This window comes from Streptomyces mirabilis (assembly GCF_018310535.1).
Classification (GTDB): Bacteria; Actinomycetota; Actinomycetes; order Streptomycetales; family Streptomycetaceae; genus Streptomyces.
The window spans coordinates 1010711-1033551 of sequence record NZ_CP074102.1; the positions used below are offsets into that span (position 1 = coordinate 1010711).

The 22841-nt window shown below is 70.5% G+C and carries 30 protein-coding genes; 11 read left to right on the forward strand and 19 right to left on the reverse strand.

Features of this window, described 5'->3' with window-relative positions:
• The first annotated feature begins 92 nt into the window (after positions 1 to 92).
• The 4 genes from SMIR_RS04650 (at position 93) to SMIR_RS04665 (ending at position 2113) form a co-directional block, all read left to right on the forward strand.
• Positions 93 to 1007, forward strand: a complete 915-nt coding sequence (locus tag SMIR_RS04650) for a DUF4238 domain-containing protein (RefSeq protein WP_212726593.1) — start codon at positions 93 to 95, stop codon at positions 1005 to 1007.
• A gap of 144 nt (positions 1008 to 1151) precedes the next feature.
• Positions 1152 to 1379: a DUF8825 domain-containing protein gene (locus tag SMIR_RS04655; protein WP_212726594.1), complete on the forward strand. Its 228-nt coding sequence runs from the start codon at positions 1152 to 1154 to the stop codon at positions 1377 to 1379.
• Positions 1376 to 1879, forward strand: coding sequence for a DUF6233 domain-containing protein (locus SMIR_RS04660; protein WP_212726595.1), 504 nt, complete (start codon positions 1376 to 1378; stop codon positions 1877 to 1879). The genes SMIR_RS04655 and SMIR_RS04660 overlap by 4 nt, the downstream gene beginning before the upstream one ends.
• A 30-nt stretch (positions 1880 to 1909) precedes the next feature.
• Positions 1910 to 2113: a hypothetical protein gene (locus tag SMIR_RS04665; protein ID WP_212726596.1), complete on the forward strand. Its 204-nt coding sequence runs from the start codon at positions 1910 to 1912 to the stop codon at positions 2111 to 2113.
• Between the two features lie 135 nt (positions 2114 to 2248).
• Here the strand turns inward: SMIR_RS04665 and SMIR_RS04670 are convergent, their stop codons facing one another.
• The 19 genes from SMIR_RS04670 to SMIR_RS04760 form a co-directional block, all read right to left on the reverse strand.
• Positions 2249 to 2980: a hypothetical protein gene (locus tag SMIR_RS04670; RefSeq protein ID WP_212726597.1), complete on the reverse strand. Its 732-nt coding sequence runs from the start codon at positions 2978 to 2980 to the stop codon at positions 2249 to 2251.
• 105 nt (positions 2981 to 3085) lie between these two features.
• Positions 3086 to 4096: an MSCRAMM family protein gene (locus SMIR_RS04675; protein WP_212726598.1), complete on the reverse strand. Its 1011-nt coding sequence runs from the start codon at positions 4094 to 4096 to the stop codon at positions 3086 to 3088.
• A 262-nt stretch (positions 4097 to 4358) separates the two neighbouring features.
• A complete protein-coding gene (locus tag SMIR_RS43275; protein WP_349636892.1) occupies positions 4359 to 4913 on the reverse strand; it encodes an SPDY domain-containing protein in 555 nt (184 codons plus the stop codon).
• A 52-nt stretch (positions 4914 to 4965) separates the two neighbouring features.
• Positions 4966 to 5454, reverse strand: a complete 489-nt coding sequence (locus tag SMIR_RS04685; RefSeq protein WP_212726599.1) for a hypothetical protein — start codon at positions 5452 to 5454, stop codon at positions 4966 to 4968.
• 29 nt (positions 5455 to 5483) lie between these two features.
• Positions 5484 to 6356, reverse strand: coding sequence for an SPDY domain-containing protein (locus tag SMIR_RS04690; protein ID WP_212726600.1), 873 nt, complete (start codon positions 6354 to 6356; stop codon positions 5484 to 5486).
• On the reverse strand, positions 6353 to 7582 hold the full coding sequence (locus tag SMIR_RS04695) for an ATP-grasp domain-containing protein (protein WP_212726601.1): 1230 nt from the start codon (positions 7580 to 7582) through the stop codon (positions 6353 to 6355). Before SMIR_RS04695 ends, SMIR_RS04690 begins: the two co-directional genes overlap by 4 nt.
• A 51-nt stretch (positions 7583 to 7633) precedes the next feature.
• Positions 7634 to 7936 (reverse strand): hypothetical protein, encoded by a 303-nt coding sequence (locus SMIR_RS04700; protein WP_212726602.1) that lies wholly within the window; start codon positions 7934 to 7936, stop codon positions 7634 to 7636.
• Positions 7937 to 7968: 32 nt separating this feature from the next.
• Positions 7969 to 9204 (reverse strand): MFS transporter, encoded by a 1236-nt coding sequence (locus tag SMIR_RS04705; protein ID WP_212726603.1) that lies wholly within the window; start codon positions 9202 to 9204, stop codon positions 7969 to 7971.
• Entirely contained in the window at positions 9201 to 9680 is a 480-nt protein-coding gene (locus SMIR_RS04710; RefSeq protein WP_212726604.1) for a regulator, read from the reverse strand. Before SMIR_RS04710 ends, SMIR_RS04705 begins: the two co-directional genes overlap by 4 nt.
• Positions 9677 to 10519: a winged helix-turn-helix transcriptional regulator gene (locus tag SMIR_RS04715; protein WP_212726605.1), complete on the reverse strand. Its 843-nt coding sequence runs from the start codon at positions 10517 to 10519 to the stop codon at positions 9677 to 9679. The genes SMIR_RS04710 and SMIR_RS04715 overlap by 4 nt, the downstream gene beginning before the upstream one ends.
• Positions 10520 to 10560: 41 nt before the next feature.
• The gene (locus tag SMIR_RS04720) at positions 10561 to 10974 is read right to left on the reverse strand and encodes a hypothetical protein (RefSeq protein WP_212726606.1); all 414 of its coding nucleotides are present in this window, start codon (positions 10972 to 10974) and stop codon (positions 10561 to 10563) included.
• 99 nt (positions 10975 to 11073) lie between these two features.
• A complete protein-coding gene (locus SMIR_RS44850; protein ID WP_422664400.1) occupies positions 11074 to 11217 on the reverse strand; it encodes a hypothetical protein in 144 nt (47 codons plus the stop codon).
• 206 nt (positions 11218 to 11423) lie between these two features.
• On the reverse strand, positions 11424 to 11906 hold the full coding sequence (locus SMIR_RS04730; RefSeq protein ID WP_212726607.1) for a hypothetical protein: 483 nt from the start codon (positions 11904 to 11906) through the stop codon (positions 11424 to 11426).
• Positions 11907 to 12006: 100 nt separating this feature from the next.
• Positions 12007 to 12318 carry an SH3 domain-containing protein gene (locus SMIR_RS04735; protein ID WP_212728287.1) on the reverse strand — a complete coding sequence of 104 codons (312 nt, stop codon included), beginning with the start codon at positions 12316 to 12318 and terminating at the stop codon, positions 12007 to 12009.
• Between the two features lie 180 nt (positions 12319 to 12498).
• A complete protein-coding gene (locus tag SMIR_RS04740) occupies positions 12499 to 13230 on the reverse strand; it encodes a hypothetical protein (protein WP_212726608.1) in 732 nt (243 codons plus the stop codon).
• An 18-nt stretch (positions 13231 to 13248) separates the two neighbouring features.
• Complete coding sequence (locus tag SMIR_RS04745; protein ID WP_212726609.1) at positions 13249 to 13944, reverse strand: hypothetical protein; 696 nt, start codon at positions 13942 to 13944, stop codon at positions 13249 to 13251.
• A gap of 18 nt (positions 13945 to 13962) precedes the next feature.
• Positions 13963 to 14448: a hypothetical protein gene (locus SMIR_RS04750; protein WP_212726610.1), complete on the reverse strand. Its 486-nt coding sequence runs from the start codon at positions 14446 to 14448 to the stop codon at positions 13963 to 13965.
• Positions 14445 to 14987 (reverse strand): DUF4913 domain-containing protein, encoded by a 543-nt coding sequence (locus SMIR_RS04755; RefSeq protein ID WP_212728288.1) that lies wholly within the window; start codon positions 14985 to 14987, stop codon positions 14445 to 14447. The genes SMIR_RS04750 and SMIR_RS04755 overlap by 4 nt, the downstream gene beginning before the upstream one ends.
• Before the next feature lie 251 nt (positions 14988 to 15238).
• Complete coding sequence (locus tag SMIR_RS04760) at positions 15239 to 15994, reverse strand: DNA-methyltransferase (RefSeq protein ID WP_212726611.1); 756 nt, start codon at positions 15992 to 15994, stop codon at positions 15239 to 15241.
• 517 nt (positions 15995 to 16511) lie between these two features.
• On the opposite strand from SMIR_RS04760, the gene SMIR_RS04765 reads away from it, so the two are divergent.
• From SMIR_RS04765 to SMIR_RS04795, 7 genes are all read left to right on the forward strand, one after another.
• The gene (locus SMIR_RS04765; protein WP_212726612.1) at positions 16512 to 17633 is read left to right on the forward strand and encodes a C40 family peptidase; all 1122 of its coding nucleotides are present in this window, start codon (positions 16512 to 16514) and stop codon (positions 17631 to 17633) included.
• A 69-nt stretch (positions 17634 to 17702) separates the two neighbouring features.
• A complete protein-coding gene (locus tag SMIR_RS04770) occupies positions 17703 to 18059 on the forward strand; it encodes a hypothetical protein (RefSeq protein ID WP_212726613.1) in 357 nt (118 codons plus the stop codon).
• Between the two features lie 248 nt (positions 18060 to 18307).
• The gene (locus SMIR_RS04775) at positions 18308 to 18622 is read left to right on the forward strand and encodes a DUF6112 family protein (RefSeq protein ID WP_212726614.1); all 315 of its coding nucleotides are present in this window, start codon (positions 18308 to 18310) and stop codon (positions 18620 to 18622) included.
• The gene (locus SMIR_RS04780) at positions 18622 to 19314 is read left to right on the forward strand and encodes a hypothetical protein (RefSeq protein ID WP_212726615.1); all 693 of its coding nucleotides are present in this window, start codon (positions 18622 to 18624) and stop codon (positions 19312 to 19314) included. Before SMIR_RS04775 ends, SMIR_RS04780 begins: the two co-directional genes overlap by 1 nt.
• Before the next feature lie 36 nt (positions 19315 to 19350).
• On the forward strand, positions 19351 to 20721 hold the full coding sequence (locus SMIR_RS04785; protein ID WP_212726616.1) for an SCO6881 family protein: 1371 nt from the start codon (positions 19351 to 19353) through the stop codon (positions 20719 to 20721).
• An 81-nt stretch (positions 20722 to 20802) separates the two neighbouring features.
• A complete protein-coding gene (locus SMIR_RS04790) occupies positions 20803 to 22275 on the forward strand; it encodes an SCO6880 family protein (protein WP_212726617.1) in 1473 nt (490 codons plus the stop codon).
• A 100-nt stretch (positions 22276 to 22375) separates the two neighbouring features.
• Positions 22376 to 22837: a DUF6238 family protein gene (locus SMIR_RS04795; RefSeq protein ID WP_212726618.1), complete on the forward strand. Its 462-nt coding sequence runs from the start codon at positions 22376 to 22378 to the stop codon at positions 22835 to 22837.
• Positions 22838 to 22841 lie beyond the last annotated feature (4 nt).

Genomic DNA, 22841 nt, shown 5'->3' on the forward strand with positions numbered 1-22841 from the left:
CGCTTTGGGTCGCCGGTGGAAGCCCCATCCGCTTCCCGCACCAATGCTGGGGTATGGACCAGGGCGAGCGCCGTCCTCGTTAAGGTCGCGTCATGCCGCCGCACGCCAAGAAGCACCACTTCGTCCCGCAGTTCCTGCTCCAGCACTTCGCCGACCAGCAGGGCAAGCTAGTCATTCACCAGGTGATGAGCGAGCAGCGGTACAACTCGACGGTGCGTAACGTAGGCCATCGCAATCTTGGCCACTCCATATACCGGCCCGGTCGGGAGCCCGATCACGCCTCGATGGAGACCGCCATGAGCAACATCGAGGGGGAGGCCGCCACTGCCGTCCGGGAACTGGTCCAGAGTCGGGAGCGTGCGGTTCCCATGCATGCCCGCCATGCCCTTTCCTGGCTGCTGGCCCTGCAGTGGCAGCGAAGCCGCTTCCTGCGGTACGTGGTGTCCAAGGAGATCGGCGCCGAGGACAGTGGGCTGTCCGACGAAGAGATCCAGACCAGCATGATGGGGATGATCTCTCGCACCGTGGTCGAGCCCTGGCGCCTGCGAAACGATGATGACGCGTACTACAAGGACCAGTGGAACCATCTCGTCTCAACGTTGCTGGCCAGTGACATGTACTGGTCCTGCTATCGCCCACGCGACGGTGGTCTGCTGGTCAGCGACAACCCGGTTTGCTTCTCCGGCGTCGTAGGCCCCCCGCCGCCGGGAATACCGGTCGGTTTCTTCGACCATGGTGTCGGGACAGGTTTCCATAACTTTCAACGGCTGACCGCGGCGCTCGGCAGCCGTCTAGCGGTGATCATCTCCCGCGACCCCCAGGACATCTCGCGCCTCCGCGTCGCAGAGCTCAATCGTTTCACGATCTTCAACAGCCGAGAGTTCGTGGCGCACGCCCCAGAGTGGCCCAGCGTCCACCCCCGCCTCGCTCAGGACCTGGCTGAACTGCTTATGCGACAACGTATGGTCGCGCCCGCCTTCTCTCAGGGCTACCAAGGCCGCACCTAAGGACCGCCTCACAGAGGCTCGCTCGGCGGCACGCTGGCCAACTATCGCGCTCAGCAGCCAACCGGCGCGCCTAGTCGCAGCCGCGCCTACGCAGCCGACCTGCAAGGATGCGCTGCAAATCGAACACATGATGCAATAGCTGGTATGCGTTGCTCTGCTCTCCCCGAGGACCTGGTCGCAGCACAGTGTGCCTGGGAACGGACCTATCGGAGCCTTGCCGACCCGGCCAACCGGCAGCGAACGACGGCCCTCCGCCGCCGCCTGCTGCGACTGTCGGTCCAGGTGTGGTGGCATCCCTACTGGCAGCAGGCCGGCAGCGGGCAGCGCTGCGCTCCTCGGCCCGAGAGCTGGAACCAGGACCCCGGTAGGTGACCAGCCCGCGCGGTGACCGGCGAGCGGCCGGACCCACTCCGGCCGCCATATCGCTCACGCTGCCCGACGGGCAAACCGTGCGGGTCCGGCTCCAAGCACGCCAGGAGGTCGCCGGCCCCCATCCATGGCGTTACCTCGTAGGCGTCCCCTCCTGGATCGCGCGACCGAACGGGGTCGAGGCGGCCGAGTACAACGTCTGGGTGACCGACCGGCAGCTGACGCCCATCGAAGGAGTGGATCTGTCCGGCGTGCCGACCCGGCGTCTGCCCGGCCCTCCACCACAGCCGGCCTCCGGCTGGGTATTACGTCCCGCGCCCGAGCGTCGGGGGCGGACGGTCGTACACGACGCCGCATGCCGCCACGCCTCGGGCGGCGGAACAGAGCTGGGCACGCAGGAAGCCGTGGACGCCCTGATGCGAGACGGCTTTCGGGCTTGCACCGACTGTGACGCGGCGGCGGTACTGGTCCCGGCGCTCGAACTCGGCCAAGGGCACGGATAGCGCAGCGACGGTCGCTACCCTCTGCCTGCTATGGAGATCCCGGAGCCCGCCGGCCCGCCCTACCTCGATTCCGACCGAGGGGATCCGCAGCGGCCGGTCTGCGGAATCTGCCCGGCCACCCGTTACCCACGAGAGCAGTTCGTCGTCTACAGCAGGCCCTCCTGGGAGTGCCCCTTCAACCCGGCGGACGGGCACCGCTACACCCTCGACGAGGGAGTCCCGGCCTGCGTGTAGCCGGACAAGATCAACCTGAAGCCCGACAGGATCGCGCCGCCTCCGAAGACACCGCTGGACCAAGAGGAGGCACCGGCTCGCCCTCGGGGGTGGCGGCCTTCCTGGTGCGCTCGCCTCACGCGTCGGCAAGGCCGGTCATGAGGCAGAGGTCCGCCAGGACGCGCCAAGATCGGCAAGGTGCCTGCGGAGTGCGCCGCGCTGCTCCTCCAGGTCCTGCGAGGCAGGCGACAGGAGATAGACGTTGTCCCGGTAGGGGCGGAAGCCCAGGCGCTCCCACCCCTGGGCGATCCTGGCGTTCACTCGGTCCCATTCGGCCTTGTCCGTCAGCCGGTGGCTGCTGAGGTCGGTGATGCCGGGCGAGCAGGCGACGGCCCGGCAGCCGGACATGAGCCGGGTGATCGCCTCACACGCGAGTACGGCCGCCAGGCCGTGCCCGCGCCACGGGGGATCCAGCGTCACTCGATCCATGACGAGCAACGCTGAGCCGACGTACTCCAGTCGTTCGCTGACTTCGTCGGTGAAGGAGCCCGTCTCGGGATCGAGGAGGACCTGGGCAGTCTCGTACAGTTCCTCGGACTCCTCCTCCATGGCCCAGAAGGCGTTGCGGCCTCGGTCGAGGTGCACCCGGAAGAACGTCATGGACCCGACGGGGGCGTTCTCGACCGTGCGGAGCGGGGCATCGGGGGCCGCGCACCCGCTGGGGCCGACCAGCTCGTGCCCCGCGGCGCGGGTGCGTCGACGGTGCAGGACGGCCACGTTCCAGCGCTCCAGCGTGTCGGCCTGCGGGGTGTCCCAGAGTTCGTCGTCGTAGGAGATGCGCAGGTGCAGCTCGGAGGGATCGCCGGGGAGCGAAGAGGGGTCGATCACTGCGGCAGCGTAACGAGGGCCGCGCGCGTTCGTGAACGACAGAGCCCCCGGATTCCAGGCTGTGGAATCCGGGGGCTCGGAGTCGTGAAGAGGGTGGAGTGCGGGTTAGCTCTCGGTGGAGTCGTCGGTGGGGCTGTCCGTGCGGTTGCGGCGTGCCAGGAGGAGAGCGCCTCCGCCTGCTGCGATCAGCACGGCGCCGCCGCCGATCAGCCACGGTGTGGCGTCGGCTCCGGTGTGGGCGAGGGAGCCCGTCGGCGCCTTCGGCGTGGGGTCTCCGATCGGGGTCGCGGCCACGGGTGAGGAGTCGGGCTCCGGTGTGTCGCTGTCCGAGGCGGAGGGCGTGGTGCCTCCGGTTCCGTTGCTCGGCTTGCCGGGACTGGACGGGGAGTGGGTGGGCTTGTCTGAGGGGTCGGGCTTCGGGTCGGTGGCCGTCTTGGCGTTCGTGACGGTCACCGTCACCGGGGCGCCGGGACCCGCGGTGAACGTCTTCGTCGGCTTGTATAGGTCGTAGCCGGCGGGGGCCTTGATCTCCTTGACCCAGAACTGCGTGCTGCGGCTCGACACGGGCAGTTCGCCGGAGGCCGTGCCCTTGGCGCCGGTAGTCAGGGTAAGCAGCGTCGAGCTGCCGGTGCCGATGTTCACGGTCGCGCCGGGCAGGAGCTTTCCGGTCTTGTCGTCCTTGGCCTGCAGGAGGACCTTGGCGACCTTGAACGGGTCGGTGATCGTCAGCCGGGTGGTCGCGCCTGGGGTGACGATGACGTCCTGGTCGGCGACGACCTCGTGGAGCGGGCTGCCGGTAGCCGTCTGCTTGAGCCGGTAGACGCCCGGTGCGAGGTCGGGGAAGGTCAGCTTCCCCTGGGCGTCGCTCTGTCTGCGTCCGGCTTCCTGGCCGGTGGAGTCGAGCAGCAGGAACGCGGCGCCGGGCAGGGAGTCTCCGGCCGTGTCCTTCGTGGTGATCTCGACGCTGCCCGCGTCCGGGGCCGGGGCCTCGGCGGGAGCGGCGGAGGCCGAGGGGGTCGGTTCGGAGGGCTCGGCGCTGGCGACCGGCGCCCAGGTCAGGGTGCCGGCCGCCGCGACGGCGACGGCAGCAGCGGATCGAACGAATCGTGCGTGCACGAGGAAGAGGACTCCTTGGGACAGGGAACGGGGAAGGTCATCGGGTGTGGCCAGAGACCGGGGCGGGAGGTGGCGGGGCGACGGGTGTGTTGCCGTTCGGTTGCTTGCCTGTCGGGGTGGCGACGTAGAGGGCGCGGGGCAGGTCTGGGTGGGGACGTCCTGGACGGTGCGCCGCAGTGGGTCGGTGGAGATGAGCGAGGCGGTGAAGGCCGCGACGAGCGTGGTGGGCGTACCGAACGAGAAGCGCGCCGTCCAGTGCGGCTCACTGGGGTACCCACCCCGAGCCTGCCAGGCCGGCTCGCTGGAACCGCCGGTGGCGTACACCGCCGAGTCCCTCCGGGGTGAGGAAGGTCTGGGTGCCGTCGGTCTTGACGGCGTGGCTCCAGCCGCGGGTGAGCAGCAGCGCGTACGCCTCGTACGGTGCCGTCTCGTCCTGGAACAGCCGGTCCTGGTCGCTGTACCTGTCTTCGAGATAGAGGTCGAGCAGCTCGCTGTGGATGTCGTGCAGCATTTCGGCGGGGGTGGTGGCGTCGAAGGTGACCCGCCAGGCCGGCGGGGTGAACGGCGCCTTGTGGGCATTGATGGTCCACGTGCCCCTGCCGGGCTTGCCGGGCTGGGGGTCGAAGGTGGTCTGCAGGCGTAGGCACGGGCTGAATGCGGCGGCCGTGCCTGCATCGGTCTGGGCGAACGGCCAGCCCTCCTCGAAGGGGAAGGCCCACACGACGCGGGGGTCGACGGCGCCGGGACCGGCGAGGTGACGAGGCAGGACCTGCACGCTCTGTGCCGGGTCGAGGTTCTCAAGGGGGTGGGTGAGCACGGGCAGGGCTCCTGCGGAGAAAGGACGGGCTGCCGGGTTGGAAGGGCGCGGCTCAGCGAGTGCGAGCGCCGCCGCGCGCGGTCGGCGGGGCGGGAGCCGTGTGCGTGCTCCTGTTGGCAGCCCGGCTCGGCGCAGACGCCGCCCATGCCCCTGGGAACCAGACAGCGGTGTATTCCTTGATGGCGTCGCGGAGCCCGGTGAACTCAGCCCCCTCCCAGGGTGGTTGACCGGCGCGGCGGTACTTGTCGAAGGTGCCGCGAGTGGAATTGTTCAGGGGCCGGTTGCTGGCCACGTCGCGGCGGTCGAAGGTGCCGTGGTCCAGAAAACTGAGGGCGACCGCGTCGATCTCGCCGCGGTCCGGGTGGACGACCGCAAGGCGTAGACCGCCGTAGGTGTCCGCGTAGATGGTGCGGGTGAAGTCGATTCGGAGCCGAAGGTGCATGCCTGGAGTCGGCGCGGCGAGGTAGGTGTTGCCCACGACGGTGCTGTCGTGAAAGGGGAGGCGGAGTTCGGCGAGGAACTCAGGGGCTTGCAGGGACAAGGAGGATCTCCGGTCGGGTCAGGAGCGTTCTACCGGCGCGGGCCGGGCAGGGCCGGTCGGCTGGTGGTGCTCCAGCGCGGGACGCTGGCCGCGGGCAGCGCAGCCGGACGACGGGAGGAGACGGCCCGCTGCACGTCGAGCGGAGTGGGAGCCGGCGGGCCGGGCGGGAGGATCGGGGTGAGCTGGGCCATCCCCTTGATGTAGCTGGAGGTCACCTCGCGCCACCGGGGCAGGGGAGCCGGATCGGCGACGCACTCGGTGACGGCGGTGAGCAGGGCGACCGGGGTGTCGGTGCTGGCCGTGGCGTACCAGACGGGCCGGTCGATGGACTTGCCCGCCCACAGCTGCCAGCGGGACTCGCGCGTGGTCAGTTCGGCTTCCGGATCGAGGTCGCCGGTGGTGAACTCCAGGCCGGCGTGCCCGTCCGGGGCCTGGACCGCGAAGACGCCCCAGCGTGGACGGTCGATCTCCCAGCCCTGCTTCAGAAACGGCACGACCGCGAGGAAGGGATCGTGCTCGTCGATGCCGGAGACCGGCCGGGCCAGGTAAGCATCCGGTCCCTGCTCGTACGCCGTGGCCAGGACCGTGGTGAACGCCTGGACGAACTCGGTGGGAACGCGGTCGTTGAAGCAGACGCCCCACGCGGGCGGTCCGAAGGAGTCCTTATAAGCATTGATGCGCCAGAGTCCGTCGTCCTCGCCTTCGGGCAGGTAGCCCAGGCGTACGCGCCGGTCGGGCGCGCTCACGTACACGTTGGAGTCCTCGTCGTACCGCAGGTCCCAGCCGAGGTCGAGCAGCGGGGCGAGGGCGGGGTCGCCGGTTCCGGTGGTGGAGGCGAGGTGGCGCGGGGAGACGTAGACGTCGCCGTCGATTTCATGGTGCGGATCGGGCTGTGGGTTCATCGGTCCGCCCTCGTGGTGACGGTGATCTCGTCAGCGGCGAGGTCGAGGCGTTCGGTGATCTCGACGGTGGTGCGGCCGGTGACGATGTAGAACCCGGCCCGGGCGGTGAACAGGTCGCCCTCGGGCGGCAGAACGAGCTGGTCGCCGATCTCGCGGATCCACTGCACCTGCCGCAGCCAGGGGGTGTGGGCGGCGAAGGGCTGGTTGATGTGCCGGGCGGTGAGGGTGCCGGAGGTGTCTGGGTAGAGCATGCGGATGCCTGCAGCTCCGCTGCGGGTCGGGGTGAGGTCCGGCGCTCGGCCGCAGGCGAGGTCGGCGGCGGCCCTGGGCAGGTCGATGCCGGTGGCGAGGCGGACGAGGTGGCCGATCATGTCGCCGCCGATGCGCGCGTTGACCTCGATCAGCCGGGGCCTGCCGTCCACCAGGCGCAGCTCGACGTGCTGCACGCCGTCGGTGATCCCCAGGGCCTTGACCGCAGCAGCGGCGGCCGGGGCGACCTGGGCCAGAAGCGGGTCGGCGGCATCGACGGTGTGCCCGGTCTCATCGAAGTACGGCGCGGGGCCCAGGTGCTTGCGGGTCACCGCGACCGCCGTGGTTTCGCCGCGGTGGGTGACGCATTCGACCGAGACTTCCGGACCGTCGAGGTACTCCTCGACCAGGACCCCGGTGTCCTCGCGGCTGCGGCTCGCGCCGGCCGAGGCGAACGCGAACGCGGCGGGCAGTTCTTCGGGATGGTCGAAGCGGATCACGCCGATGCTGCCCGCGAACGCCGCGGGCTTGATGACCGCTGGCAGGCCGAGGGTCATCGTCGCCAGGCCGGCCTCCAGCAGGGTCCGCGCCCTCATTGAGGCGGCCGAAGGCACGCCGTGGCGGGCGAACAGGGTGCGGGCGGTTGCCTTGTTGCGGCAGGCCCGCATCACCTCGACGGACGTCGAGGACAGACCGAGCGCGCGGGCAAGACGGGCGGTGGGGACGAGGTGCCACTCGTCCCAGGTGACCACGCCGGCAAGGTCGTGGCGCTCGGCCAGCGCCCGGCCGCCGGCGAGCAGTGCTGCGGGGGCGCTCAGATTGACCACGGTGTGGTCAACGATGAACGGCTTCTCCCACGACGGCTCGGTGCCGGTGAGCAGGACGACGTCGTACGCGGCGGCCACCTGCTCCAGGCAGTAGCCGCGATAGGTCTCGTCGCCGGGAGAAACGACGAGGACGAGGGGGCGAGCGGACAAGAAGGGTTCTCCGTATCGGTGGACGGCAGGACGAGGGAGGAGAGGGGTGTCTCAGGCGGCACGGCGGCGGCGCAGCTCGAACGCCGCAGCCCAGTGGGGATGTTCGTCGATCAAGCGGCGGGCGTAGAGGGAGGTGTAGTTGTTGTTCAGCCCGGCGACTCCGTGAGGGAGCTGGCGGCGCAGGTCCTCGAACAGGTCTTTCAAGCTGACCCGGGTGGCGCCGGCGGCCAGGCGGCGGGCGGCCATGCGTTCCAGGGCCCAATAGACGTGCGGGTTGTGGGCGTCGAAGGCGTGGAACTGCTCGGTGATGGTGCGGCCGGTCGCGCGGTGCGATCCGAAGGCGGCGATGGACATGAAGTTCTCCACAGGCTGGGGGCGCAGCGAGTTCAGGTGCGCAGGGCGGGATCGGTTCGCAGGCGGGCGAAGGCGCAGAACAGACCGAGGGCCTGCAGCGCGGCACAGACGGTGATGACGTGGCCCAGCGCGTCGGGCGGGGTGAGTGCGGTGAGCACGCCGGCGACGGGGAAGGGCAGCAGGAGGATGAGGATGGTCGCCGACAGGGTGCTGCCGAACTTCTCCGGAGGGATCAGGCGGGAGCGCAGGGTGCGCAGGACGACCGCTAGGCCGCCATCTGCTGCCATGAGGACCGCGACCAGGACGAGGTAGGACCGGTAGTCGGGGGCCAGGGCGGCGGCGAGACAGCCGAGCGAGGCGAGGGCGGCGCAGGCGGCGCCGACCGGCCACAGGCCGAGGCGGTCGAGCGCGAACCGGCAGAGCGTGACGCTGAGGAGCGTCGCTGCGGCAGCGGCGGACCAGACAAGGCCGACTGCCGTGGTGGACTGCCCGAAGTGCTTGACGACGATCACGGGGCCGGCCGCTTGGAGAAGGCCGGTGGCCAGGTTGGACAGGGTCAGTCCGGTCACGAGCCAGCCGAGCGCGGGAAGCGAGCGGATGGTGCGCCACCCGGTGAGGAGTCCGGCGCCGGACTGTCCCTTCGGCGCACGGGCCGGTGCCACGGGCGAGGGCGGGGTGCGCAGGGCGAGCAGCGCGGCAAGCAGCGAGAGCACGGTGATCACCGCGAGCATCGACGGTGGCCCGGCAAGCAGGAGCACCCCGGCGAGTGCCGGGCCGGCCAGGGTCGCGGTCTGGTCGATGCCGAGCAGGACGGCCTGGACACGGTGGGCCCGCCGTCCTGCTCGGCGTCCGGCGGCGGCGCCCGCTGTCTCGGCGGCGATATAGCTGAACTCGGTGAGCACGCCGGTCGTCGCCGCCAGCACCATCACGGTCGCGCTCGCCACGGTGCCGGACGGGTGGAGGTGGAGCAGGACCGCGCCGGCGGCGAGGGCCAGTGCCCGTCCCAGGGAGGCCCGGTGGAAGACCACGGCGGCACCGCGCCGGTCGACAACCGATCCGGCCCACCCGAACGCGGCCAGCCGCGGGATCCACTCCAGGGCGAAGGCTGCGCCCGTCAGCGCGGCGGAGCGCGTCGTGGACAGGACGAGCAGCGGGATGCCGTAGGTGGACATCGCGAACGCCAGCGCGTCCGCCGTGCGCGGCAGGTAGATGCTGCGCATCAGCCCGCCGGTGTGGCGTGCGTGCCGGGGTGTGACCGCTTCGCTCACGCGACCGGCTCGGGTTCGGACAACCTGGCTACCTGGGGGTTGTCGGCCAGCCAGTGGATCAGGAGCGTGCGGAGACGGGCCAGGCCCGTCTCCGCTCCGTCGGCGCGCTCGGTGGTGAGCGATGGTGCCAACAGGTCAAGGGCGTGCCGGATGCGGCTGCTGAACTCGCAGACGGGGGCCGGGACGGCGTGACGCCGGGCCCAGCGGGCCATCGCGTCGTAGAGGTCGGCCAACTCCATCCCGGGCTCGGTCAGTTCCAGACCGGTGCCTGGCGCGGTCCGGATGAGACCGTGGGCGCGGGCCGTGTCGGATGCGCTGCGCAGTTGGTGTGTGGAGAGGTCGGGCAGGGTGCCGGCCAGCCGTCGCGGCGGTATGGCGCCGTTGTCGTCGATCTCGGTGACCAGGCGGACCAGGGGCCGCGAGGCGAGCAGTTCGACAGCGCGCTGCGCTTCGGCAGAGGTAAAGGGGGTGCTCATCGGCGCGGGCCTCCCGCCGGGATGGCTGCTTTCGGGCGGGCGGTCGTGGCGTGCGAGAAGAGATCCCCGTTGTGCCAGGCGGGAGGGGACTGGGGTGTCCGAGCGGGTGGGAGTGCCGTGGGGGCCGGCCGGGGCTGGCTGCTGGTCCACGGCCTCGGCGCGGGCTTCGTCTGCGGGTGCCCCCAGACCGGGTGCTGGGCCGCCTGGTCGAGGGGCTGCCCGGCGGACCAGGCGGACAGGGTGCCGAGCACGGGGCCCAGGCCGTCGCCGGCTGCGGACAGCCGGTAGGGCTGGCCCATGCCGTCGGTGTCGACCAGGCCGTCGAAGACGAGCTGCCGCAGAGGCGGATAGATGTTGGTCCAGTCGCTGCTGGGCATCACGATCCGGGCCAGAGCACGGCCGCTGACTTCCTCACGGGACTTGAGCACCCACAGGATGGCGGCGGCATGGCGGCGGGTGAGCAGGGTGAGGCTGTCCTCGATCTGCTCGATCGCGGGCAGCGGGCGGTCCGCCTTCTCCAGGTGTTCCTCGGCCCAGGTGACGATCACCGGCAGGACCGGCAGCAGGGCAACGCCACGTTCGGTGTGGCCGTAGGTCACATGCCGTGCGGTGTGTTCGGTGCGTTCGACGAGTCCTGCGTCGCACAGCGCCTTGAGCTTGGGGTGGAGCTGGCCGTTCTGCAGCCAGGACACCTTGGCCGCCAGCTCGCTGTAGCGCAGCGGCGGGCCGGAGAGGGCCAGGAGGATCCTCACGTTCCAGCGCGGGGTGATCATGGCGAGGGCCTCGGTGACCCGGGCGATGTCGGCGTCGGTGTCAGGGGGCAGAGCGGTGATGGCCAAGGGAGGAACTCCTGGGTTATGAAAGGGGGATCGCCTGCGGGTCAGCGGCTGTGCGCCGGACTCGGGGCCGGAAGAGGCGGAGCCGGAGCAGGCGGCGAGGGAGCTGGCGGGACAGGCGTCGGGGCCGGGACGCGGGCCAGGCTCTGCAGGACGGCGGCGACCGATTTGGCCTGGACCTCGCGGACGGCGACGGCTTCGGCGAGGCGGCGGGTCCCGTCGAGGAGGTGGGAGACCTCGTGCGGGCCGATCTGCCGCTCGGGGTGGATGAGCCTGGCGAGGTGGTCACGGTGGAAGTCGATGCTGCGCTCGGCGAGGGCGAGGTCGTCGTGCATGCCGAGCAGGGCGGAGAGCATGCCGGGCGGCTGGTCCTGGGCGTGGGCTTCGAGGTCGGCGAGCGGTGCGCCGTACAGGTCCTCGATCCGTCCGGCTATGTCGGTGGACGTGGGGTGGGGCAAGCGGGGGCTTTCACGGTCGGCGGGCCCGGGCCGCCCCGGCACGCTGGGGTGCCGGGGCGGCAGGCGGGGCGGGGTTGCGGAGGCCCTGAGCTGAGCCGTTCATACGGGCCGGGCCTGCTGGGCGGGCGGGGGCATGGTGCGCAGCAGCTCGCCGAGGGCGGCGCGGTAGCCGTCGCGAGCCTCCAGTGCTGCTTCCAGCCACTGCGCGTCGAAGCGGAGCTTGTCCGCCGATAGTTCGCCCATGTCGCGGTCGGGATCCATGTCGGCGTGGACGCGGGCGCGGACGCGGGCGACCTGCTCTTCGGTGAGCGCCAGGAAGGAACGCAGCTCCAGGGCCCGGGCGAGCGCGGGCGAGGCATCGTGGCCGCCCGCCGCTTCGTACAGCTCGGGGGCCAGCTTACCGAAGACTTTCTACAGGTCGGCATCCATGGTGCTGGGCTTGTCCCGGCTCATCGGGCGGCCCTTGCCGATCGCCACGCCGTCGCCGGTGCGGTTGTACCCGCGGGCCGGTTGGGGGCGCTGGTCTGCACCGCCGGGCCGGTGCGGGGTCGAAGGCGGGCGAGGCGCTCTGCGGCGAGGTCCTTCTTCCCCGGGGCGTCCGGGTCGAGGAGCCATCGCACGACCAGGGCACGGCCGTCGCGGGCGGTGACGGCTGCGTTCACCCGATGGGCGAGGCCCATCGTCGGGTCGTCGACCTCGCTGGGCTGGGTCTGCAGTGCGGCGAGGAGGTCGTCCTCCGTGCGCTCCAGCACGGACTGGGCCTCGACGAGAAGGCCGTGCCACTTGACGACGTCGGTGGCGTCAGGGTTCGCGGTCGGCGCGGCGGCGACCGCGGCCTTCAACTGGTCCATGCCCATGTCGAAGCGCGCTTCGATCCGTTCGGTGAGCACACCCACGACATCCGCAGAATCCTCGGATATGCCGTCGGACAAGGGGGATCTCCTGTTCTGGAAAGGCCGATGCCTGGAGGGGAATGTGAGGGGCGGCCGTACCCGGCGGCTCAGCCGCTTACCGGGGCGTGCTGGACTCCGGTTAGTCCAGGCACATACGAACGTCGCGGTAGACGTACGTGCCGGAGACCCAGCCCTTGACGCCGGTCGTCCTGTCCTTGATGTAGAGCCAGTTGCCGCTCTTCTTGGAGACGGTGAACTTGTGGCTCTTGTAGAGCACGCCGACCGCGGTGGACTTCGTGGTGGCCTTGGACCGGATGGTCACGGCCTTCGTGTGGACCGCGTACGGCAGCGGCGGGAGGTTGTGGCAGTTGGTGATGGAGGCCGCAGTCGGGAGCGGGGTCGCGCCGGCGGTAGTGGCAGACAGCATCGGCAATGCGAGTGCGCCGAGCATCGCCGCGGATATTGCAATTCGGGTGGAGCGCATGCGGAAGAAACCTCCGTGAGGGCATAGGGATTACGGGGAGAGGTGCCGCGGGGTTGTCCCGGCGGCTGTATAAGAGTCCGGAGAATCGCCGGTTTGGCTAACCGGCGATCGTCGGCTATGTTGCGCCGCCCGCGTCGGGGTGAGCGCTCAGCGTGAACGGCCGGGCGGGTGCGCGGCAGGGGCCTTCGCCACACCGGCCGGGCGGCTGGCGGCGGCTGCCGGGAGAGGGCCAGCCTCGCCGGTGAGCCGGTCGTCGCACCACTGCAGGGCCTCGCCCACCGTGTCGAAGCCGCCCTCGCGCAGGGTGTGCGTCCACGTCTCGGTGTCAACCTCTTCGACCACGACGCGGAACGGCGACGGGGCTCGCTCGTCCAAGGCACGCAGGGCCACGACGACGACCATGTCGTCCGGGTCGCCGCTGGTGTAGGAGTAGCCCATGGCGTAGTGGTCGCCGTCGCCGGCGAGGCGTCGCTCCAGCGCCCGCGTGGCCTCGTCTGCCGGCGGCGGGCCCAGCTCGGGGTCGAGGCCGATGGCATCGTGCGGACAGCCGCGGTGGATGAGCCAGGACTGCGCCATCGCGGGCAGCGGCAGCGGGGCCTGCTCAAAGCTGAACGTCTGCTTCTCGTAGTCCCGTTGCAGATGAACGGCGAGCACCTGGGGCATGCCGGGGTGTCCCCAGGTCGCGGTGCGGTCGAACAGGACGTAGTAGCTGTGCGGCCCGTCGTGGTGTTCGGCGAGGGGGACGAGCATGTCCTCGTGGACACCGACCTTGCGGTAGAAGTCGAGGTACTTCTCCTCGTCGGCGTCGAGATCGTCCAGATCGAAGTCGACCTGGGGGATGGGCTTCCGGACCGGCGCCGGTTCGGTGGGAGACAACAAGGGGCCTTTCGGTGGAGTTCAGCGCCGCTGCGCCGGAGTTGACGGCGATGTGCCGGGTCGAGCTGGGACCTTCGGCGTCCGCGTCGTGGGGGTCCTGCGGGCGGCGAACAGCGCGGCTCTTCCGGCGTCGGTAAGCGCGGCCGGCTGGCCAGCGTGTACGGGGTGGCCGGTGTCCCGGGCGACCAAGCCGGCGTCCTCCAGCCGCCGTAGCTTCGCGTGGGAGATGCGGGTGCCGGAGGCGGCTGTCACGGACATCCGGCCGGTCAGCAGGTGTTCGTAGAGCTTGGCGCCGCCGTCGATGGCGAGCAGCGCCGCCTGGTCGTCCGTCGAGAGCTGCCGCGCGTCGGGCGCGGTGGACGCTGCTGCGGCTTCGATGGGCTCCAGGGCGGCGAGCACCGCCCGGACGGCGGCGTCCCGCGCATCGGCAGCCTCTTCCAACTGGTCCACGGTGCGGTCGATACGCGTGAACAGGGCACCGTCGACGTCGAACTCGCCGCTGGAAAGGCGATTGAGGAGACGCAGGTAGAAGATGACGCCGGTCTGGGTCTTGGCCAGCTCCCGGTGCCGGTCGACCAGCAGGGCGTGCTGCTCGTCGAGCACGCCGCGGTCGCGGTAGGCCCACAGGGTGTCGATGTCGTGCCCGGTGGCGGCTTCGAGGCGATGGTCGAGCGGGGAGACCGCACGCCGGGTGGTCGGCGCGGGTTCACGAGGCATAGGCGACGCTCCGTGCGTTCAGCGGGTGTGGTGGTGCGCGGGGTCCGTTGCGGGACGGGGCAGACGCGGCGTCGCGGTGGGCGGAGGACCGGGCCGGGGCACAGGCGCGCGAGTGGCCAGCTGCGGGGAACGGGAGCGAGCCGCATGGGTGCGGGCGCTCAGCGGCCGGCGGGTCATGCCCAGACGGCGGCCGACCTCGTCGTAGACGTCGTTGCCCGCGCGCGGCCGGATCGCGACGACATGGATCTCCTTGGGATGGGCAGACTCCGCGGGCGCCGGGCGGACGCCGTAGACAACACGCCAGTCCTTGCGCGAGTCCACGAACAGCTTCCTGAATCCCTCCAGGTCACCGTCGAGCCGCAGCCCGAAGCGCTGCGCGTTCACGACTTCCTGCAGGTAGGCGAGGGTGAGGTCGCGTATGTCGCTGGGGGCCTGGAGGAGATCGGTCAGCGCGCGAGGGTCGAAGCTCAGTCCGAAGGCGGGCTGTCCCTGTCCCGTGCTCATGACGCCGGCTCGTCTGGGTCGGCGGCTTCCGCCGTGGCCGCCGTCTCCGTGCGTACGGACGGCGGCGGGCCGGGCAGGAGACGGTGTGCGGGCCGGTCGGGAGAGGTCATGCAAGCCGACAGCGGGCCGCCCGGTGCGCGGATCGCCGCGACGGCGTGGGTGAGGAAGTCCCGATGCCACACGAACAGGCCGGAGAGCCCGGATTCGGGGTCCTTGTGCTGCTGGTAGGAGAGCCACAGAGCGTGGAGCCAGGCCACGACGTCGTCGTGCTCCTGCCACTGCAGGCACCACGGCGCCGCGGTGGTGACCTCCGCCCCATAGACCGGGAGGAAGAAATCGTCGACCCAGTCGGACAGGGCGTCGAGTTCGTCCTCGCGCTCCTCTCCGTCCAGTTCCAGGATCGGGCGGGGCTCCGGCGGAGCGGCAGCCGGCGGGCCGCCGAGTCCCGGCATTCCGAACGCGGCGAACGGTGATCCGCTCGGCGACGGGGCGGACGCGAGGTGGTCGAGCTGCTGAGCCTGTTGCGCCGACTGCTCCATGAGCCGCCGCACGCTCGCCTCGATTCCCTCCAGCTGCGGATCCGGAATACGAATCGGCTCCAACTCCCCATCGTCGGCAGGCTTTGCGGATTCGGGCATTGAGAAATTCGGCCTCCTACGAGACGCGGAATGAGGGAAATGCGAGGACGCCCTCGCGCGGCGCCGCCGGCGGATTGCACGTTGCTCCAGCGGTATGCCGCCGACGGCTGCGCGTGGGAGCTGGTCGCCGTGGCGACGAGCACGGACGCGGCTCAGGCGGTAAGAACCACGTCGTCCTGCGTGAGGGTCGCGCGGATCGTCTCGGTGAGCCGGTCGGCCGCGATCGACGCGTAGTGCTCGGTCTTCTCCACGCCGATGAAATCCCGGCCCTCCAGCAGGGCGGCCACGCCCGTGGAGCCGGAGCCGGCACAGAAGTCGAGGACCGTGCCGCCCTCGGGACTGATCTTGACCAGCTCGCGCATCACCTCGACCGGCTTCTGCGTGATGTGCTGGCGCTTCGCGCCCGAGGGCTGCGACGCCGAGTACATTCCCGGCAGATAGACGGCGTTGCGGGAGCCGTCGATCGGCCCCTTGCTGGCCCAGACGATGAATTCACAGTTCTGGGTGAAACGGCCCTTCTGCGGCCTGGCCTGCGGCTTGTGCCACGCCAGGACACCGCGCCACAGCCATCCGGCAGCCTGGATCGCATCCGTTGTCGTGGGGAGCTGGCGCCAGTCGGTGAACAGCAGAGCCGTCCCGCCGGTCTTGGTGAGGCGGTGGGCTTCGGTCATGATCTGCGTCAGCCAGAACGCGTAGGACCTCTGGTCCATGTTCTCGCCGGTGAAGTCGGCGAGGTCGTTCTTGGAGTCGGCGGAGGTGTACTTCTGCTTCGCGGAGCGAGTGGTGCGCTCCTTCGCGGTCCGGCCCCCGCTGTTGTACGGCGGGTCGGTGATGACGGAGTCGACGCAGCCGTCCGGAAGGCCGGAGAGAACGGCCAGAGCGTCGCCCTGGTGAAGGGAAAAAGGCAAAGAGGGACCCCGATTCGGGTGCGGAAACACGGAGGGAAATAGCCGCCTCGCGCAGGAGTCCTCGGGGGCCGGAAGTGGGCATGTAGAAGCCCAGGGCCGCAGACCGAGGAGGGCGAGGGGGAGTCCAAAAACTGTAGAGGCGAAACCGCCGACGACCAAGAAGTGCCCTGTCGAGGTATCGGTTTCCGGCACCTCACGCCGACTTTTTGGTCAACCGCCGATCCGCGCCTACTGTTTTTGAACCGCCCGGCGCACACCACCGCTGGCTACTGCCCTGCCACACCTCACGGAGGTACCCCCCTGCCCTGGCACACCTAGCTCACGGCCCGGCCACAGGAAGCGAGCGGCAACTCGCCCCGCACCGGCCCGCCTCCGATCGCCCACCCCGGCTGCCGCGCCCTTCCGACACGCCTCGCGCACGCGGCACGTCGGACACCGCACCGCCCAAGGACACGTTCATGACGTCGCGCTACCCACCCATGCCCGAAACCGCTGACCGGCGAGCGGTCCGCTCGGATTGAAGGGGCTCGCCGCCGGCATCGGCGTCGTCTTCCTCTCCCCGATCCTGATCGCCGGTACCGGCATGATGATGGCTTCCTCGGCCGACGCCGTGCAGAGCAGCGGCTCCTTCACCAGCTGCCTGACCGACATCGACAGCGACAAGGTCGCCGAACAAGTCACCAAGATCCTCGACGGCGCGTCCGGCAAGGATGTGCGCGTCGAGGGCCTGGACCTGCCCGCCGAGCAGGTCCCCAACGCCCAGACCATCGTGGCCACCGGCCTCTCCCTCGACGTCCCTAAGAAGGGACAGATCATCGCGCTCGCCACGGCGATGCAGGAGAGCCGACTGCGCAACCTCTCCTACGGCGATCGCGACTCCCTCGGCCTCTTCCAGCAGCGCCCTTCCCAGGGCTGGGGCAGCGCCGAGCAGATCCGCGACCCCACCTACGCGAGCGAGCAGTTCTACAAGCACTTGCTCAAGGTGAGCGGGTGGCAGCAGATGACCGTCACCCAGGCCGCCCAAGCCGTACAGAAGTCCGGCCTGCCGGACGCCTACGCGCAGTGGGAGAAGCTGGCCACCGCCCTGCAGGGCGCCATCGCCAAGACCTTCCCCGGCGGCGGTGACGCGGATGGCAATGACACGGACAAGGAGCCGTCGGCCACGACCGGCTGCGCGCCGGGCCAGGACAATTCCGGATTCGGCCGCATCCCCGAGGGGAGCGTCCCGAAGGGTTACTCGATCCCCAAGGACGCGGATCCGAAGGCGCGCAAGGCCATCGCCTGGGCGATGCAGCAGCTCGGGACGCTCTACCAGTGGGGCGGATCCTGCACGAACTCGCACGCTCCCGATCCCATGGGCCGCTGCGACTGCAGCTCGCTGATGCAGCAGGCGTACGCGCACGCCGGCGTCACGCTCACTCGCACCACGTACACGCAGGTGGGCGAGGGCAAAGCGGTCTCGCCCGCTCACCTCAAGCCCGGTGACCTGATCTTCAGCCGCGGCAGCGCCGCACGGCCCGAGCACGTCGGCATGTACATGGGCGAGGGCCTCGTCATCGAGGCGCCCCGCACCACCAAGCCGGTCCGGATCACCCCGATCAAGGACTGGACGATCCTCGCCGCCCGCCGCGTCCTCTGACACCGGCCGGGGCGCGACCGCCCGACACACCACCTCTGACCGAGATCACCCCGACAGTAAGGAGCATCCTTGATAACCCGCCACCGCGCCCTCGCAGCAGCCTCTCTGGGCCTGGCCGTCACCGCCGGCGGCCTGGTCACCGCCACCACGGCACAGGCGTACGACACCGGTAAGACCACCATCAGCTGCAGTGCGGTCAAGATCCGCAAGGCCCCGTCGAAGACGTCCGCGGTCGTGGGTATCGGTTACCGGAGCGACAAGGTCGTCTACGACCAGTGGGCGTACAAGAAGGCCGAGCGGACCTGGTACACCCGCGGCACCGTGACACGGAAGTCCGACGGCAAGAAGGTGCGCGGCTACATGATCTACAACTGCGCGAATCCGTACCAGACCAACCCCGCGCCGAAGCCGTCGATCCCGAAGTAGTGCACCCCGGCCGCCGCCCCGCAGTGTGAGCCACAGCGCTGCCGCCGGCAGCACCCACCCGGACCATGTGCTCGCCCGGCCCGGGACGACACCTGCGTGTCCTCGTGCACGCCGCGCTGCGGATGCCAAGCGGGCCAGCTGTTTCACGCATCGTTGTCGGCCTTCCCTCCGCGAGACAGTCGCCTCGCTTCTCCCCCTCCCCGCCGGCCCCCGCCTGGCCTGCGTACTCAAGGAGCCCTCCCACACCCATGTCCGTCCCCCTCGCAGACCGCGTCATCCAGCTCGCCTACGACCCAGGAATCTCGCCCAAGGGCGGTGGCCTGCCTGGCCTGAGCGTGCTGAAGAACGTCGTCAACTCGATCAACATGTTCGGCATCATCGCCGTCGTCGGCGCCCTCGCCGTCTCACTCGGCGTCTGGGCCTGGGGCCACCACACCGGTGGCCACCAGGCCGAGGCCAACGGCAAGAAGGGCGCGGTCGTGGCCGCCGGCGCTGCCCTCGGTCTGGGTGCCGCGAACGGCATCGTGGCCTTCTTCTCCAGCCTGGGCTCGCAGGTCCACTGATGCGGAAACGATCCCCCTCCCTCTCACTGTCCGCGTACGGCACGGGGTGGTCAGCCAACCGGCGCATCGCGATCGTCGTCGCCGCCGTCGCCGTCCTGCTCGCCATCGCCGTTGTCGTCGCCCTGCTGACCGGAGGCGGGAACAGCCACCAGGCTCCGGATACTGCGGCGCCCGCCCCGACCGGCAGCCCGTCCGCCTCCGAGGCCGCACCGAAGCCATCCTCCGGATCCGGGACGGTGCCCAAGCCGCCGCAGATTGCCGAGCCGGTCGCCTACGCCAAGGCAGCGGCCCAGATGCTGTGGTCCTACCACACCCGTGACACCAGCCGAGACCAGCAGCTCGCTGGCATGCGCGCCTGGATGACCACCGAGACGAAGTACGCCGACTGGGCGTCGGTCTCCGGCCAGGTTCCTGACCCGGTGCTGTGGTCGCGGATGGCCGACCAGGACCAGCACGCCACCGCCCACGTCACCGAGGGCCACTACCCCGGCGCGTTCAAGCAGGCGCTGGCCGAGGACCCGTCCGCGATCACCGAGGCGTACATCTACGTCGTCACCGTCAACGGCACGCAGCAGATCGCCTGGAAGAAGGGCGGCGGAGGGGCCGAGGAACGGGCCGTGACCCTCGCCGTCCAGTGCCGCCCGAATCACGACTGCACCCTGGCGGCCATCGCTCCGAGCGTCACGCAGTGACCCGCGTCTGAGACAAGAAAGGAGGAGTAACTCCCCGTGGGTTTCTGTGATTACCCCCTGGCCGACAAGTTGTGCGCGGTCGGTGACGCGGTGGATTTCGCCTCGGACCCCGGCAAGGCCATCGGTGACTGGATGGCGAAGTCCGCCGGTGAACTGGCCGCCGCCGCAGCCGATCTGGCCGCCGAGGCAGTCGACACCACCACGAAGGTGGATTTGAACGCCGGATGGTTCCGTGACAACTACGAGATGCTGCTGCCACTGGGCCTGGTCCTGCTGGTCGCCACGTTCTGCGCACAGCTGGTCCGGGCCGCCATCCGGCGCGACGGGCAAGCGCTGACACAAGCGTTCACCGGCACCATGAGCGGTGTCCTGTTCGCCTTCTGCGCCATCGCCTTCACCACGGTGGCCGTCGAAGTCGTCGACGCCGTCTCCGACGGCCTGTTCAAGACCGCGCACCTGAACATCGAGTCAGCCGTGCGCCGCATCGTGAAGGTCAACCAGATCGGGTCGCTGTCCGGCCTCGGCTGGCTCGTTCCGGTCGTCGCCGGGCTCGGCGCCGCCATCGGCGCCTTCCTCTACTGGTGCGTGATGATGGTCCGCAAGGTCGGCATCCTCGTCATGGTCACCCTCGCCGTTTTCGCTTCCGCCGGCGGCGGCTGGGAAGTCGCCCGGCGCTGGCGCAAGGGCTGGATCGAAGCCACCGCCACCCTCGTGGTCTCCAAGCTCCTGATGACCGTGATCTTCGTGCTCGGTATCGCCGCCATGGGCAAGACCGAGGCCAAGGACGGCATCGCCGCTCTGGCCGACGTCATGTCCGGCATCGTGATCATGATCCTGGTGTTGCTGTGTCCGTACGCGGTCTTCAAGTTCGTGCACTGGGCGGCCGACGGGACCGACGGGGAGTCCATCCACCGTGCCGGCGGCGCCGGTGCGCAGATCGCGAAGGCGCACGCCGAGAAGGCCGCCCGCAAGGCCGCCGCTGCTGCGGCCACCGCCGGAACCGGGGGCGCTGCCGCCGGCGCGGGTGCCGCACCGCAGGGCCCCGACGGCGGTGGGTTCCCCGGCGACGTCGCTGCCAACCCGACCGGCGGAGGCGGCGAGGGAAAGGAGGGATCGCAGAGCGGCGGAACGGGTGCCTCGCCCGGCGGCGACGCGGTCAAGTCCGGCTTGGAGAAGGCCGTCCAGCCCGCGCCGACGAGAGTATCCGACGACACCAGCGGCCAGGTGGGCGGCAGCCCGGGGCCTGGCGGATCCGGCGCGAGTGCCGCGTCTGGGCAGAGCGGCGGATGGCAGTCCACTCCGCCGACCACAACCCCGCCGCCGCAGGGGGCACCGCCGTCCTCCGGCACGCAGAACGCCCCGTCCAGCGAGGCGAGCGGCCCCCCGCCGCCTCCGACCGGCCTCTGATTCCCTGACCGACTCCCGGGGGCGGGATGTGCACGCGCCCTCCCGCCCCCGGGTTCAACCCGCGCCTCCAGGACCCGCCCCTTGACTGATCTTTCCGTCGCCCCGGTCACGGTGAAGTTCCCGCACCGAAGCCGCCGCGGCATCCTCCTCGGCCTCTCCCTGCCCCAACTCGTACTCGTATCCAGCATGCTGGCCCTGCTGCTGATGACGGTGATCTCCACCGGGCTGCTCGGCGCCGTTGCCCTGGCACCGCTGTGGGCGGCATCCGGGGCACTCGTCGCGATCCGCCGGCACGGCCGCTCCTTGATCGACTGGGCGCCGATCGTCACCCGGTATGCGCACCGTCGCCGCACCGGCCAGACCCTCTGGCTCGCTCGGCCCGTCACCCGGCCCCGGCAGGACGGCGTCCTCCATCTGCCCGGCACCGCCGCTTCCCTCAAGGTGGTCACCCCCGGCGACTCCGCCAACGGCGCCGCAGCCGTCCACGACCCGCACCAGCAGACCCTGACCGCCATCGCCCGCGTCACCAGCCGCGCCTTCGCCCTCCTCGACCCCGCCACCCAGAACCACAACGTGAGCAGCTGGGGACGCGCGCTCGCGGGTATCGCCCGCACCGGGCACATCGCCACCGTGCAGGTGCTGGAACGCACCGTCCCCGACTCGGGCGACACCCTCAGCCGCCACTGGACCCACAACGGGCAGCCCCAGACCCCCGTCGCCGGACAGATCTACTCCGAGCTGGTCTCCTCTGCCGGCCCTGCCGCCGCCCCTCACGAGACCTACCTCGCCATCTCCCTCGACCTCAAGGCCGCCCGGCGCCTGATCAACCAGGCCGGCGGAGGGCTGCCCGGGGCGTTCACCGTCATGCAGCAGACCACCGCGTCCATCGCGCAGGCCGCCCGCAACGCAGGTCTCCAGGTCACCGGCTGGCTGAGCGCACGGGAAATCGCCGCCGTCATTCGCACCGCCTACGACCCGAAGGCCCTCGCCGCGCTCCAGCAGTGGTCCGAGACCGGCCGCGCCGAAGCCGACCCCGCAGCCGCCGGGCCCGTCGTCCAGTTCGAGGAGTACGACCGCCTCGCCACCGACAGCGCACGGCACGCGACGTACTGGGTGGAGAACTGGCCGAGGACCGAGAGGGGGGCCGGGTTCCTGCACGGGCTGATGTTCACGGCCGGCGTGCGCCGCAGCCTCTCCCTTATATACGTGCCGCAGGGGCTCGAGTCCGCACTGCGGGACGTCCAGCGCAAGAAGGCCGCGATCATCGCCGACGCCAACGAGCGCGCACGCCGCGGACAGGTCGATTCCGAAGAGGACTCCGTCGAGTACGCCGACGTCAAAACCCGCGAACGCCAGCTCATCGCCGGACACGCGGACGTCGCACTGACCGGCCTGGTCACCGTCACCGCCGAGACCGACGCCCTCCTGGACGCCGCCTGCGCACAGATCGAGACCCACGCCGTCACCTCCGGCGTCGACCTCCGACGGCTCAACTACCAGCAGCCCGACGCCTTCGCCCTCACCGCGCTCCCGCTGGCCCGCACCGCCCTGTGAACCAGCCGCGCTCGTACGCGCCCTGACCCACCGCACTCCGGTTCACCCGCGCCGGGTCGCCCCTCACTGCCCTGCCTACCGGCAGGAAGGACCACCACCTTTGACCTCTCCTACGCGCCCCGACGACGCGCACCCCTACCTCCGCGCCGCGAGCGCCGGCATCCGCCACCACGCACGGGCCTTGGCGCCGTCGGACGCGGATCCGCCCAAGCCCGGAGATCGTCTGCACCTTGACGTGCTGCACGCCCACCTCACCGCTCTGCTCCAGCTTCTGGACCAGCTCGCCGACCACACCCGGCCCCCGCACCCGGTCGCCGGACGTCACCTGGCCACCGCCCACACCAGGCTCTGGCAGGCCACCAGCGAAGTCCACGCCGCCTTCCACCTGCTGCCTGGCACACCCCAGGCCGACGCCGAGACAAGCTCCTGCCATCCAGAGCGGCTCCCCGAGGGCCCGCCCGTGCTGACGATCTGCCAACGCCACCTCGCCGCCGGACACGTAGTACGCCGCAAAACCACCCCCACCGACCTCCGGCCGCACACCACGGCCTGCGTGCGATGAGCAC

Excerpts from the sequence above, each read along its gene's own strand:
- SMIR_RS04650 (WP_212726593.1), top strand. The coding sequence starts at position 93 with ATGCCGCCGCACGCCAAGAAGCACCACTTCGTCCCGCAGTTCCTGCTC.
- SMIR_RS04655 (WP_212726594.1), top strand. The coding sequence starts at position 1,152 with ATGCGTTGCTCTGCTCTCCCCGAGGACCTGGTCGCAGCACAGTGTGCC.
- SMIR_RS04665 (WP_212726596.1), top strand. The coding sequence starts at position 1,910 with ATGGAGATCCCGGAGCCCGCCGGCCCGCCCTACCTCGATTCCGACCGA.
- SMIR_RS04690 (WP_212726600.1), bottom strand. The coding sequence starts at position 6,356 with ATGAACCCACAGCCCGATCCGCACCATGAAATCGACGGCGACGTCTAC.
- SMIR_RS04700 (WP_212726602.1), bottom strand. The coding sequence starts at position 7,936 with ATGTCCATCGCCGCCTTCGGATCGCACCGCGCGACCGGCCGCACCATC.
- SMIR_RS04710 (WP_212726604.1), bottom strand. The coding sequence starts at position 9,680 with ATGAGCACCCCCTTTACCTCTGCCGAAGCGCAGCGCGCTGTCGAACTG.
- SMIR_RS44850 (WP_422664400.1), bottom strand. The coding sequence starts at position 11,217 with ATGGGCGAACTATCGGCGGACAAGCTCCGCTTCGACGCGCAGTGGCTG.
- SMIR_RS04735 (WP_212728287.1), bottom strand. The coding sequence starts at position 12,318 with ATGCTCGGCGCACTCGCATTGCCGATGCTGTCTGCCACTACCGCCGGC.
- SMIR_RS04745 (WP_212726609.1), bottom strand. The coding sequence starts at position 13,944 with ATGCCTCGTGAACCCGCGCCGACCACCCGGCGTGCGGTCTCCCCGCTC.
- SMIR_RS04750 (WP_212726610.1), bottom strand. The coding sequence starts at position 14,448 with ATGAGCACGGGACAGGGACAGCCCGCCTTCGGACTGAGCTTCGACCCT.
- SMIR_RS04755 (WP_212728288.1), bottom strand. The coding sequence starts at position 14,987 with ATGGAGCAGTCGGCGCAACAGGCTCAGCAGCTCGACCACCTCGCGTCC.
- SMIR_RS04775 (WP_212726614.1), top strand. The coding sequence starts at position 18,308 with ATGTCCGTCCCCCTCGCAGACCGCGTCATCCAGCTCGCCTACGACCCA.
- SMIR_RS04780 (WP_212726615.1), top strand. The coding sequence starts at position 18,622 with ATGCGGAAACGATCCCCCTCCCTCTCACTGTCCGCGTACGGCACGGGG.